12 protein-coding genes are annotated in these 11,940 nt (G+C 65.2%); 7 read left to right on the forward strand and 5 right to left on the reverse strand.

Translation table 11 applies throughout. The features are described 5' to 3' along the window. Window positions 1-20: 20 nt before the first annotated feature. Window positions 21-1,337, forward strand: coding sequence for an adenylate/guanylate cyclase domain-containing protein (locus tag JJ959_RS02620; protein WP_292879709.1), 1,317 nt, complete (start codon window positions 21-23; stop codon window positions 1,335-1,337). Between the two features lie 7 nt (window positions 1,338-1,344). On the opposite strand, the gene amrB is transcribed toward JJ959_RS02620, so the two are convergent. Then, a complete protein-coding gene (gene amrB / locus JJ959_RS02625; protein ID WP_292879710.1) occupies window positions 1,345-2,769 on the reverse strand; it encodes an AmmeMemoRadiSam system protein B in 1,425 nt (474 codons plus the stop codon). Window positions 2,770-2,807: 38 nt separating this feature from the next. Continuing rightward, window positions 2,808-3,746, reverse strand: coding sequence for an AEC family transporter (locus JJ959_RS02630; protein ID WP_292879711.1), 939 nt, complete (start codon window positions 3,744-3,746; stop codon window positions 2,808-2,810). 84 nt (window positions 3,747-3,830) lie between these two features. Here JJ959_RS02630 and amrS point away from each other — a divergent pair, with 84 nt between their 5' ends. Further along, the gene (gene amrS, locus JJ959_RS02635; protein ID WP_292879712.1) at window positions 3,831-4,976 is read left to right on the forward strand and encodes an AmmeMemoRadiSam system radical SAM enzyme; all 1,146 of its coding nucleotides are present in this window, start codon (window positions 3,831-3,833) and stop codon (window positions 4,974-4,976) included. Here the strand turns inward: amrS and JJ959_RS02640 are convergent. Continuing rightward, the gene (locus JJ959_RS02640) at window positions 4,973-5,872 is read right to left on the reverse strand and encodes a helix-turn-helix transcriptional regulator (protein ID WP_292879713.1); all 900 of its coding nucleotides are present in this window, start codon (window positions 5,870-5,872) and stop codon (window positions 4,973-4,975) included. The genes amrS and JJ959_RS02640 overlap by 4 nt on opposite strands. A 161-nt stretch (window positions 5,873-6,033) precedes the next feature. On the opposite strand from JJ959_RS02640, the gene JJ959_RS02645 reads away from it, so the two are divergent. Both JJ959_RS02645 and JJ959_RS02650 read left to right on the forward strand, forming a co-directional pair. Next, window positions 6,034-6,498 (forward strand): flavodoxin domain-containing protein, encoded by a 465-nt coding sequence (locus JJ959_RS02645; RefSeq protein WP_193183381.1) that lies wholly within the window; start codon window positions 6,034-6,036, stop codon window positions 6,496-6,498. A gap of 100 nt (window positions 6,499-6,598) precedes the next feature. Then, entirely contained in the window at window positions 6,599-8,143 is a 1,545-nt protein-coding gene (locus JJ959_RS02650; protein WP_292879714.1) for a benzoate-CoA ligase family protein, read from the forward strand. A gap of 30 nt (window positions 8,144-8,173) precedes the next feature. Here JJ959_RS02650 and JJ959_RS02655 read toward each other — a convergent pair whose 3' ends face one another. Next, window positions 8,174-8,386 carry an RSP_7527 family protein gene (locus tag JJ959_RS02655; protein ID WP_292879715.1) on the reverse strand — a complete coding sequence of 71 codons (213 nt, stop codon included), beginning with the start codon at window positions 8,384-8,386 and terminating at the stop codon, window positions 8,174-8,176. Between the two features lie 192 nt (window positions 8,387-8,578). Further along, window positions 8,579-8,773 (reverse strand): hypothetical protein, encoded by a 195-nt coding sequence (locus tag JJ959_RS02660; RefSeq protein ID WP_292879716.1) that lies wholly within the window; start codon window positions 8,771-8,773, stop codon window positions 8,579-8,581. A gap of 413 nt (window positions 8,774-9,186) precedes the next feature. On the opposite strand from JJ959_RS02660, the gene JJ959_RS02665 reads away from it, so the two are divergent. The 3 genes from JJ959_RS02665 to tgt are packed head-to-tail and all read left to right on the forward strand — an operon-like array spanning window position 9,187 to window position 11,936. Then, on the forward strand, window positions 9,187-9,762 hold the full coding sequence (locus tag JJ959_RS02665; RefSeq protein ID WP_292879717.1) for a queuosine precursor transporter: 576 nt from the start codon (window positions 9,187-9,189) through the stop codon (window positions 9,760-9,762). Window positions 9,763-9,771: 9 nt separating this feature from the next. Beyond that, complete coding sequence (gene queA, locus JJ959_RS02670; RefSeq protein WP_292879718.1) at window positions 9,772-10,815, forward strand: tRNA preQ1(34) S-adenosylmethionine ribosyltransferase-isomerase QueA; 1,044 nt, start codon at window positions 9,772-9,774, stop codon at window positions 10,813-10,815. After that, entirely contained in the window at window positions 10,812-11,936 is a 1,125-nt protein-coding gene (tgt, locus tag JJ959_RS02675) for a tRNA guanosine(34) transglycosylase Tgt (protein ID WP_292879719.1), read from the forward strand. The genes queA and tgt overlap by 4 nt, the downstream gene beginning before the upstream one ends. Window positions 11,937-11,940: the final 4 nt, after the last annotated feature.

Raw genomic sequence — 11,940 nt, forward strand, 5'->3', positions numbered from 1 at the left:
CCTTTGCCGGAGACCGGGGAATGGCTGATCGCAAAGCGCTCGCGCGCCTCAGGATCGCGGAGCGGCAGGGGCTCAAGCTGGCCATCCTCTGCCGGACAGCCGCCGTTGCGGTCGGAATGGTCTGGCTGATCGTCGGCTGGAACCTGGCCGGGGCGAGCCCGAGCCCGCTTTCGTTGACCGCGCTCGGTCTGTTCGCCGCCATCGGAATCGCGAGCTATGCCGTGATCGGCACCCGGTTCGAGCACTGGTGGCTGAAATACGTCCTTTATGCCGTCGATATCCTCGGAATCTGTGCGTTTTTCGTCATCATCCCGGTAAGCTATTCGGCTCCGGAACTGCCGCAGATCCTCGCCTTCCGCTCTTTCGGGATCTATTTCCTCTTCCCGATGATCGCGATGGCCACGCTGACCCTTTCCTGGCGCCTGGTCGCCTGGTCGGGACTGGTCGCTTTCGTCGGCTGGTGGGGGATATTCGCCATCGCCATCTCCGGCATGGAGCGGCGGCTGTCCTGGGGCGACCTGCCGGCGGACGAAACAGCGGAGCAGTTTCTCTCGGTGTTCCTTTCGCCGGATTTCGTCGGCTACGGAAACCGGATCCAGGAGACCGGCCTGCTGCTGATCGCCTCGCTGATCCTCGCCTTCGCCGTCTTCCGCGCCCGCCGGGTCTTCCTCGCACAGGTGACCGCCGAGATCGCCCGGGAGCAGATGGTGCGGACCTTCGGCCGCTTCGTTCCCGAGACCATCGCCGAGCGGCTCGCGGCCGATCGCGGCGTTCTCAAGCCGCAGGTCCGTCACGGCGTCGCGCTGGTGCTCGATATCCAGGATTTCACCGATTATGCGGACGGACGCGATCCGGCGGATGTGATCAAGACCCTCGGAACCTTCCTCGCCGACGCTGCGGACGCGATCTCCGCGCGCGAAGGCGTCGTCATCAGCTTCACCGGCGACGGATTGCTGGCCGCCTTCAACACACCGCTCGAGATCAAGGATCCGGAACGGGCGGCGCTCGACGCGTCGTCGGATCTGCTGGCGGCGGCCGAGAAGAACGGTTTCCGCGTCCGGATCGGGCTTGCCGCAGGCCCGATCGCGACCGGCCGCGTCGGGTCGGACCGGCGTCAGGCCTTCACGATCTACGGCGACACGGTGAACCGCGCGGCCCGCTTCGAGGTTCTGGCGAAGGAAGTCGGCGCGGCGGTGCTCGCCGATGCTGGCGTGGCGGAGAAATCGAAACCGGAGGACCGGCTGAAGCCGCTCGGCGAGTACCGGGTCAGGGGCTTCGAGGCACCGCTTCCGGTCTGGTCGAAGGAGCTTGTGGCCCTGCCGGGGCAGCCGGACTAGGCGCCGCTCAAGCTTTCGCTTGAACCTGCGCTTCCTCCGCCGCCGCGAAGGGCGCGCCGAACGATTCTGTCGTGTAACGGAAGACCCGAATCCCGTCCGACCAGTAATCCATCGGCAGGCCGGCCTTGCGCTTCAGGTTGCGGATGAAATCCTCCGATTTCGGCAGCCCTTCCCAGACGCTCGGCAGGAAGAGGCCGCGCCGGTTGCCCTCCTGCAGGATCAGCCCGTCGACATCCGGACGCGCTTTCGCGATCAGGTCCTTCTCGCCGTTGAAGGCGAGGGGGCGCGGGGTGGAGAGGATGGAGACGTGGATATCCGCACTCTGCAGCTCTTCCATCGTCAGCGGCGGGAAACGGGGGTCGCCGAAGCCGGCCTTGTAGGCATTGGTGATGACGTCGAGCAGCAGCGGCTGGTGCGCGATCACGCTGCCGATGCAGCCGCGGAGCTTGCCCACGATATTCACCGTGACGAAGCTCGCCCGCATGGCCGTCAGGCTCGGGGAAAGGTTCTTTCCGAGCTGTGCTTCCGGCGGGCGGCCGTTCTCGGCGCCGAAGCGGAGCGAGAAGCGCGCCGCCTCGATCAGTTGTTCGCGGTCGGCGGAGGGCAGGCGGGCGCTGCCGGCGAATTCCATCGCTGCCGCGCCGTAGCCGACCACGCGGTCCTTACCACCGCGGGTGTCACCGGAATTGCGCGTGTCGAGCCCGGTGATCCGGAGATCGTGCCGCCGGGCGAGGGCGAGCGCGCCGGCGATGGCGCGGTGGCCGCAGGCGCCCTTGCCGTCGATCTCCTCCAGTTTCAGCAGCTCGATACGCCGCATGGTCTCGCGGTCGAGCTTGCGGGCGGTGTCGTAGTCGAGGAAATGCGAGAGATCGGAGGAGACCGAGATCAGTGTTTCCGGTCCGCCCCAGACCGCGTCGAGGGCGCGGGCGACCTGTTCCGGCGAGGCCTCGCCGACGAGGATCGGCACGATCTCGATATCGCCCAGGACCTGCTGCAGAAAGGGGACGTGGACCTCGAGGCTGTGTTCGCCCTCGAATACCCGGTCCGAAACGTGGAAATCGGGGTGAGTGAGCAGCTCCCGGAGAGCGTCCCAAGCGACCGGCACGGTGCCGAGCGGCGTCGCCCAGGCATCGGCGCTGGTGGTCGCGAGGCCGCGGAAGCCGACCCGGTGCGCCGGGCCGATGATCACCACACGGCGGATCGTGCCGCGGCGCCTGGAGAGCGGCTTGAACGCTGTGCCGGCGATCGGGCCGGAGAAGACATAGCCCGCATGCGGCGCGATCACGACCTTCGCCTCCGGGACCGGCGTGTCGGCGGCGCTCGTCAGGCAGCTCGCAACGATGTTCTCCAGCGCGTCCGGTGCGTCCGGATAGAAGGCGCCGGCAACATGCGGGGCCCGCACGCTCGGTGCGGTTTCAATGATCTGTTCCATTTCTTGAATATAGGCACGGACCGCGGCGAGCGGGAGGGTCAAAGCGCAAGGATGTATTGTGCCAGCAGCAGGGTCGCCGGCATCGAGACGAAGGCGATCGCCGTCTGGATCGTGACGATCCCCGCCATCGCCGGGGCGTCGCCACCCATCGCGCGGGCGAGCGTATAGGCGGAGGCCGCCGTCGGCGAGGCGCCGAACAGCATGGCGGCGAGGAAAAGGTCGGGATCCAGGCCGATGGCGAGCCCGGCCAGCACGATCCCGGCCGGGAAGACCACCATCTTGCCGAAGACGGCGACGAAGGTGCTCCGCAGATCCGCCGCCATCGCCCGGATGCGGATATTGGCACCGACGCAGAGCAGCACGATGGGCAGGGCCGCCGCGCCGAGGATCGTCGTCATCTTGGTGACGACGGGAATGGTCTCGAGCCCGAGCCCGTTGCAGACGAAGCCGAGCCCGACCGCGATCAGCAGCGGGTTGCGCGCGAGATCCTTCAGGACCGCGGCGAAAAGATTGCCGCCGTCCCGTTTCGCCAGCGTGACGGCCATGATGCTGACCACGGCGATATTGGTGACCGGGATCAGCAGCGCCGTCACCAGCGCCGCCTTGCCCAGCACCTCGCCGCCGAACACCTGCTCGCCGACGGCGAGCGCGATGAAGGTGTTGTGCCGGGCGCAGCCTTGCAGGATCGAGGTCCAGAGCGGTTTCTCGGTGCGGAAGAGCGGCTGCACCAGCAGAGAGAACAGGATCGCCGCGCCGAAACCCGCATAGATCGCGATCGCCAGCTCGCCGAGTTCGCCGCCGGAGAAATCCAGCCCGGCGATCTTGTTGAACAGCAGGCAGGGAAAGAGGACCCAGTAGACCAGCTTGTCGTTCAGGTTCCAGAACTCGAAGCTCGGAATGCCGCCGCGCCGCAGCAGGTGGCCGAGCACGATCAGCAGGAAGATCGGCGCGATGGGCAGGATCAGGGTGGCGAACAAGCGGGCCTCGAGTGGTCGCGGGACGGGCGGGATCGGAGTATAAAGACAGAAGAAGCGGGCGCGAACCCGCGAGGGAGAGATCTGGTGAGTGAGACTGTCACCGACGCGGCGCCGAGCCTCGCCGAGAGCGCGCCGCCGGAGCTAAAGGGTAAGGGCCCGGTTGTCGAGACCGATTTCTGGAGCATGCTCCCCGACGGGCGGGTGCAGTGCGAGCTCTGCCCGCGCTACTGCAAGCTGAAAGAGGGAGCGCGCGGGCTTTGCTTCGTGCGGGCGCGGCAGAACGACCGCATCGTGCTGACCACCTACGGCCGCTCTTCCGGCTTCTGCGTCGATCCGATCGAGAAGAAGCCGCTGAACCATTTCCTCCCCGGTACGCCGGTGCTCTCTTTCGGCACGGCGGGATGCAATCTCGCCTGCAATTTCTGCCAGAACCACGATATCTCGAAGAGCCGGGAGATGGACCGGATGCAGGCCGAGGCGCAGCCGGAGACCATCGCGCGGGCCGCTGCCAAGCTCGGCTGCCGTTCCGTGGCCTTCACCTACAACGACCCGATCATCTTCCATGAATATGCCGACGACGTCGCCATCGCCTGCCGCGAGGCCGGGGTGAAGAACGTGGCGGTGACGGCGGGCTACCTGACGGACAAGGCGCGCCCGGCCTTCTTCCGCCACATGGACGCCGCCAATGTCGACCTGAAGGCCTTTACGGAAGACTTCTACAAACAGGTCACCAAGAGCGAACTCGGCCCGGTGCTCGACACGCTGGTCTATCTTCGCGAGGAGACCGACGTCTGGTTCGAGATCACCAACCTGATCATCCCCGGCGAGAACGACAGCGAGCGGGAGCTGGACGAGATGACGGGCTGGGTGGTCGAGAAGCTCGGCCCCGACGTGCCGATGCATTTCTCCGCCTTCCATCCCGACTACCGGATGATGGACAAGGAGCGCACCCCCTTCGACACGCTCGCCCGCGCGCGGCGCATCGCGCTCCGCAACGGGGTGCGCTACGCCTATACCGGCAACGTCCACGATCTCGGCCGCCAGAGCACCTATTGCAGCGGCTGCGGCGAACGGGTGATCGGCCGCGACTGGTACGTGCTCTCGGACTGGAAGCTCGACGCGAAGGGCTGCTGCACGAGTTGCGGCACGAAGATGGCGGGCGTGTTCGAGGAGAAGCCTGGGACCTGGGGGCAGAAGCGGCTACCGGTGGATATCGGGGCGTTCGCCTAGCCGATCAGCCCGCGCGCGGTTTCCGTCAGTTTTGCGAGGCTCGTTTCCAGCGTCTCGCCCGCCGTGTCGACGCTCGCTTCCGCGCGGTTATAGAGCGGGGCGCGGGCTTCCAGGATGGCGCGGAGATCGGTCATCGCTTCGCGGTTCTGTTCCATCGGCCGCATGTCGCCCTGCTCGACGACCCGCTGCATGTGCTCTTCCGGGCTGGCCTGCAGCCAGATCGTATGCGCCCGGCGCAGCAGCATGGTGTAGGTCTCGGGATTGGCGACGATGCCGCCGCCGGTGGAAATCACCGCCTCGTCGTAATCCGACAGGATCTGGTTCAGGCAGCGGTTCTCGTAGCGCCGGAAGGCGGGCTGGCCGGAGAGCGAGAGCAGTTCGCCGATGCTGGCGCCGTAATCCTTCTCGATGACCCGGTTGAGCTCGATGAAGGGGAAGCCGAGCTTCTCCGCGAGCGCGCGGCCGAGCGTGGTCTTGCCGGCCCCGCGCAGGCCGATCAGGGCGATGCGGCGGCCGCGGGTGCTGCTGCCGGCGAAACGGCGGTCCAGCAGCCGGGCGGCTTCGGACAGCTCGTCCGCATCCAGCGGCGCGAGCAGGGAGAGGATTTCCGTCATCGCCGGATCGGTCCCGCCATGCGGGTCTGCGAGTTCCATCACCGCCATGTCCATGGCGTCGGCGATCTGATGCAGCACGGCGACAGAGGGATTTCCGCGACCGCTCTCGAGCTGGGCGAGATAGCGCTCCGAGACGCCGCTGTCGCGCGCGAGGATCTTCCGCGACATGCCGCGCTTGGCCCGGGCCGCGCGTACACGGTCGCCGAGGCGGACGAGATAATCCTCGATCCCGAGCGCGCTGCGGCGCGGCGGCACTGTCTCGCTATGCTGTCTCTGCCTCATGGGCTCCGGGTCGACCTTTGCTCGTCTGTCGGGTGCGTGTCATAAACCGATAGTACCTGAATTATCATTCTTTGCTCCATGCCGTAACATGAATTATAGTGCGTGTCTGATTTAGGTCACTTTATCGAACCGCGGACCGGGCTAGAAGGAGTGGTGGAAGCATGACGGTGAAAATTCTCGTTGCCACGCAAGGCGGTACGGCGGATCTCTGCGCGCAGGAAATCGTCGATACCCTGGCGGATCGCGGTATCGATGCCGAAGCGACGCTGATGGGCGATTTCGGTCCGGAAGTGTTCGACGAGGGCGGGCAGTTCATCATCTGCACCTCGACCTACGGCTATGGAGAGATCCCGGACAACGGCACGGAATTCTACGAGGCGCTGGTCGCGAACAAGCCCGATCTGTCGCGCGTCAGCTTCGCGGTCTTCGGTCTCGGCGACATGACCTACGAGGACACCTTCAATTTCGCCGGCCAGAAATTCGACACCATTCTCGCAGAGTGCGGCGCGGAGCGCGTGATCGAACGGCATATCCACGACGCCAACTCCGGCAATCTTGCCGAGGACGAGGCGATCGAGTGGATCGAGGGCTGGATCTCCGTCATGGAGGCCAAGGCGGCCGCCTGATCTCCTCGGGCGGAACAATTTAAAAGCTGAAGAAACGGAGCGCCGGGAAACGGCGCCCAGCAAGTCATGGCCTCGCGGGAGGCCGAACTGGGAGGGACATATGGCGGAAAACGCCGGGGCGGCGCGTTTCTACAACGCGGCCGAGGATCTGATCGGCCGTAATCTCGCGGCCGGGCGGGGGGACAAGGTTGCCGTCATCGACGGCAGCGGCAGCTATACCTACAAACAACTCTCCGACCGGGTGGAGCGGTTCGCCAATGCGCTCCGGGCTGCGGGCATCCGGCGCGAGCAGCGGGTGGTTCTCGCCCTGCATGATACGATCGATTTCCCGACCGCCTTTCTCGGCGCGATCCGTGCCGGAGTCATTCCGGTGCCGGTCAATACAAGGCTGGCGGCGCGCGACTATGCCTTCATCCTCGAGGATTCCCGCGCAGAGGCGCTGTTTGTTTCCGCCAATCTGAAAGACGGCGTTCTTGCCGAGGCGAAAGCCCCGCAGCTTGTGGTGGTCTCCGGCGGGGATGCCGGCGGGCAAACCGGCTTCGCGGATTTCCTGGCGACGCCCGGCAGCGACACCGCGCCGGCGGAGACGGTGCCGGACGACATGTGCTTCTGGCTCTATACCTCCGGTACGACTGGCATGCCGAAAGGCGCCGTGCATCTTCATTCACACCTCCTCGCCACGGCCGACCTCTACGCCGTCCCGACCCTCGGGATCTCCGAGAGCGATACCGTCTATTCCGCCGCGAAACTGTTCTTCGCCTACGGGCTCGGCAATGCGCTGACCTTTCCCTTCGCAGTCGGGGCGACGACGATCCTGCTCGAAGGGCCGCCGGACCCCGCGTCGGTCTCGCGCATTCTGCGCGAACAGAAACCGACCATCTTCTTCGGTGTGCCGACGCTCTACGGCATGCTGCTCGCCTCCAAGGACCTGCCGGGCGAAGGCGAGCACGCGATGCGGCTCTGCGTGTCCGCCGGCGAGGCCCTGCCGGAAGAGTTGCTGAACCGCTGGCGCAAGCGCGTCGGCCCGGAAATCCTTGACGGGCTCGGCAGCACGGAGATGCTGCACATCTTCCTCTCTAACCGGGCGGGCGAGGTTTATCCCGGCAGTTCCGGCAAGGCGGTGCCTGGGTACGAGCTCCGGCTCGTCAATGACGAGGGCGGGCTCTGCGCACCTGGTGAGATGGGGATTCTGGAAGTTTCCGGTCCGACCTCGGCGATCATGTACTGGAACCAGCGCGCCAAGAGCGTCGACACCTTCCGCGGTCCCTGGACGCGGACCGGTGACAAGTACGTCGCGGACGAGCACGGCGTCTATACCTATTGCGGCCGTAATGACGACATGATGAAGGTCGGCGGGATCTATGTCTCGCCCTTCGAGGTCGAAGGGGCACTGCTGAAGCACGAGGCGGTGCTGGAGGCGGCCGTGGTCGGCCATCCCGACCATGACGGCCTGATCAAGCCGAAAGCCTATGTGGTGCTCGTCGAAGGCATGACCGAGAGCGCGGAACTGACCGAAAGCCTGACGGCGTTCGTCAAGGCCGACCTGGCAGCCTACAAGTATCCGCGCTGGATCGTCTTCACCGAAACGCTGCCGAAAACGGCGACGGGCAAGATCCAGCGCTTCAAGCTCCGGGAAACCGCCTGAACGGGCGGTTCCCCGGTCCGGTGATCGGGATCAGTGCTTCGGGGCCGGCTTGATGGTGGGCTCGAAGCTGACCTTTTTCTGCATCACGGCATGCAGGTCGAACAGCGTCGCGATACCGCGGCCGACCATCTTCAGGGCTTCGTGGACGGCCTTGGACCGTTCCGCCCGGCCGGCGGCCATGTAGCGTTCGATATCGGCGTGATTGATGATCTGACGTTCGATCTTTGGGCTCTTCGCAGTCATTACAGTGCTCCTGTCTAAAGGCGCGCCCGGTTGTTGTTGCTGCTTGGCTTCTGCGTTTCCCACGATCGGAATGTAACCGAACGGGTTCCGGGTTTCCATGTTGCATTGCAGCAAAGATGGCATGCGAAATCGGAATGTTTCAGATATAAAGCATTCGCGTTCTGCATGAGTGCCGCAAGCGGTCCGGAGGGCCTAGCAGCTGCAGTTCGGGCAGCGTCCGTTGATCGCAATGCGGCTCATGTTCTCGCGCCATTCGAAGTGTTTCCGGACGAGAGCGGAGAAGCCGGAGAGAACCGCCCAGAAAGCTTCGGAGCGTTCCCGCTTGCCGGCGGCGATGCCGGAGGCGATTTCGGCGTTAGTCGGAGTTCTCAGCTCGGATCGGGTCATCTCTTTTCTCCATGAACCGGTGATGAGAAGAAGATAATCGTTCCTTCGAGGGAGAGAATTAACTATTCAGCCATCAAATTAGTGCAATTTATGCATCAATAAAAAGGCCGAGAGAACTTTTATGGCCAATTTTTCTATATTTTGTGCGGTGATCGGTCGATTTGGTCTCGAAAAGTGAACAGTCATTGCCCGGTGGATTTCTCCCCGGTGTCCGGTCTTTGACCTGCCGGAGCGAGAGTCAGGCCGCGATCCGCCGCAACGCAGCCATTCGGAAGCGCGTTTTGCATCGACAAAAAACGCCGAAGGCCCTAAAAACCGCCGCACTGTTCGGCCGGTGAGGCTTCCCGCACCGGCAGGACCCATTCGAGCCGGTACGGCTTCCTGTGCCGGCAGGAACAGAAAGGAGCTCTTCGATGAGCACTTCCGACACGGCCGTTTTCGGCCGCACCGGGCTGATCGCCGGCATGACCGCCATGGGCATCGTCGTCCTGGTCTCCAACATCGCGGTCAATTACCCGATCAACGACTGGCTGACCTGGGGCGCGCTGACCTACCCGATCGCCTTCCTGGTGACCGATCTTGTGAACCGCATCTTCGGTCCGGGCCCGGCCCGCAAGGTCGTCTATGCCGGCTTCGCGCTCGGCGTCGCCCTGTCGCTCTGGTTCGCCGACCAGCGCATCGCGCTCGCCTCCGGCACCGCGTTCCTGACCGCGCAGCTGCTCGACATCTGGGTCTTCGACAAGTTGCGCCGGCAGAGCTGGTGGAAGGCGCCGCTGGTTTCTTCGCTGCTGTCCTCGGCGCTCGATACCGCGCTCTTCTTCTCCCTCGCCTTCTACGCCACGGGCCTGCCCTGGGTGACCTGGGCGATCGGCGATTACGGCGCGAAGCTTGCCATGGCGGCGGTGCTGCTGGTTCCCTTCCGGGCCTTCATCGCCGTCCTGCCGCAGCGCTTCCAGCGGAATGAGCCGGCGGCGGACGTCGCCGGGTAACCAGTGCCCATGCGCCTCGACCTGTTCGATTACGAGCTGCCGCAGCATTTCATCGCGACCCGCCCGGCGGAACCGCGGGACAGTGCGCGGCTGCTCGATCTGTCGGGGGAGGGGATCGTGGACCGCTCGATCGCCGATTTCCCGGACCTGCTCCGGCCGGGCGACATCCTTGTCTATAACGACACGAGGGTGATCCCGGCCCGGCTTGTCGGCCGGCGCGGCGCGGCGCGGATCGAGGCGACGCTGCACAAGGCGGAGGCGGACGGAAGCTGGGCCGCCTTCGTGCGCCCGGCGAAGCGCTGCCGCGTTGGCGACACAGTCCTCTTCGAGGGCGAGTTGGAAGCCGAGGTGATCGAAAAGCGCGACGGCGGCGAGACCGTTTTCCGCTTTCCCGAGACCGGCGCCGCGCTGATCGAGACCCTGAAGCGCGTTGGCTCCATGCCGCTGCCGCCCTACATCAAGCGGGACGAGGCGGAGAGCGTTGACGACGATACGTCCTACCAGACCATGTTCGCGTCCCGCGACGGCGCGGTCGCGGCCCCGACCGCCGGCCTGCATTTCACCGACCGGCTGATCGAACGGATTGACGCTGCCGGGGTGGAGCGTTGCGCGCTGACCCTGCATGTCGGTGCCGGAACCTTCATGCCGGTGAAGGTCGAGGATACCGACGACCACAAGATGCATTTCGAGTGGGGCGAGATTAGCGCCGAGGTGGCGGAGCGGATCAACCGGGCGCGCGCCGCGGGCGGGCGTGTGGTCGCCGTCGGCACCACCAGCCTCCGTCTGCTCGAGAGCGCGGCGCGCGAAGACGGAACGCTTTCGCCCTTTTCCGGCGAGACCGGTCTTTTCATCACGCCGGGCTATCGCTTCAAGATCGTCGACCTGCTGCTGACCAACTTCCACCTGCCGAAATCGACCCTGCTGATGCTGGTCTCGGCGCTGGTGGGGCGAGAGCGGATCCTCGCCGCCTATGAACATGCCAAGGCGGAGGGCTATCGCTTCTTCTCCTATGGCGATGCCTGTCTCCTGAAACGCACGGACCTTGCGCCATGACCGTCGGATACGAACTGATCACCAAGGACGGCGCCGCCCGGCGCGGCCGCCTGACCACGGCGCACGGCACCATCGAGACGCCGGCCTTCATGCCCGTCGGAACGGCCGCGACGGTGAAATGCATGCTGCCGGACTCGGTGAAGGCGACGGGTGCCGAAATCCTGCTCGGCAACACCTACCACCTGATGCTGCGCCCGGGCGCGGAGCGGGTCGAGAAGCTTGGCGGGCTGCACAAATTCATGAACTGGTCCGGGCCGATCCTGACGGACTCGGGCGGTTTCCAGGTCATGTCCCTTTCCAAGCTGCGCAAGATCACCGAGCAGGGCGTGACCTTCCAGAGCCATGTCGATGGCAAGTCGCACGAGCTGACGCCGGAAAGCTCGATGAGGATCCAGCACCAGCTCGATTCCAACATCACCATGTGCTTCGACGAATGCACGCCCTACCCGGTGGAGAAGAAGGAGGCGGCGGAGTCCATGCGGCTCTCCATGCGCTGGGCGCAACGCTCGCGCGATGCCTTCGTGGACCGGGTCGGCTACGGGCTGTTCGGGATCGTGCAGGGCAGTGTGTTCGAGGATCTCCGGCACGAATCCATCGAAGCGCTGACGAAGATCGGTTTCGACGGCTATGCGGTCGGCGGCCTCGCCGTCGGCGAGGGGCAGGAGATGATGTTCTCCACGCTCGATTTCACCACCCCGAACATGCCCGAGGATAAGCCGCGCTACCTGATGGGCGTTGGCAAGCCGGACGATCTGGTCGGCGCGGTCGAGCGCGGCATCGACATGTTCGACTGCGTGCTGCCGACCCGTTGCGGTCGCACCGGACAGGCCTTCACAAGGCGCGGCACCGTGAATATCCGCAATGCCCGCCATGCCGAGGATCCGCGTCCGCTCGACCCCGGCTGTTCCTGTCCCTGCTGTAAGGATTACTCCCGCGCCTACCTGCATCACCTCTTCAAGACCGGCGAGGTTCTGGGCCTGATGCTGCTGACATGGCACAATCTCGCTTACTTCCAGGAAGTGATGGCCGGGCTCCGGTCCGCCATCGAGTCGGGACGGTTGAAGGACCATGCAGCCGCCTTCCGGGCCGAGCAGGCACTGGGCGATATCGAACCTCTCTGACGGA

Source organism: Nisaea sp. (genome assembly GCF_017640745.1).
Taxonomy (GTDB): Bacteria; Pseudomonadota; Alphaproteobacteria; order Thalassobaculales; family Thalassobaculaceae; genus Nisaea.

Bases quoted from the DNA above. Each gene is read 5' to 3' on its own strand.
- JJ959_RS02620 (WP_292879709.1), top strand. From the start codon at position 21: ATGGCTGATCGCAAAGCGCTCGCGCGCCTCAGGATCGCGGAGCGGCAG.
- amrB (WP_292879710.1), bottom strand. From the start codon at position 2,769: ATGGAACAGATCATTGAAACCGCACCGAGCGTGCGGGCCCCGCATGTT.
- JJ959_RS02640 (WP_292879713.1), bottom strand. From the start codon at position 5,872: ATGAGGCAGAGACAGCATAGCGAGACAGTGCCGCCGCGCCGCAGCGCG.
- JJ959_RS02645 (WP_193183381.1), top strand. From the start codon at position 6,034: ATGACGGTGAAAATTCTCGTTGCCACGCAAGGCGGTACGGCGGATCTC.
- JJ959_RS02650 (WP_292879714.1), top strand. From the start codon at position 6,599: ATGGCGGAAAACGCCGGGGCGGCGCGTTTCTACAACGCGGCCGAGGAT.
- JJ959_RS02655 (WP_292879715.1), bottom strand. From the start codon at position 8,386: ATGACTGCGAAGAGCCCAAAGATCGAACGTCAGATCATCAATCACGCC.
- JJ959_RS02660 (WP_292879716.1), bottom strand. From the start codon at position 8,773: ATGACCCGATCCGAGCTGAGAACTCCGACTAACGCCGAAATCGCCTCC.
- JJ959_RS02665 (WP_292879717.1), top strand. From the start codon at position 9,187: ATGAGCACTTCCGACACGGCCGTTTTCGGCCGCACCGGGCTGATCGCC.
- queA (WP_292879718.1), top strand. From the start codon at position 9,772: ATGCGCCTCGACCTGTTCGATTACGAGCTGCCGCAGCATTTCATCGCG.
- tgt (WP_292879719.1), top strand. From the start codon at position 10,812: ATGACCGTCGGATACGAACTGATCACCAAGGACGGCGCCGCCCGGCGC.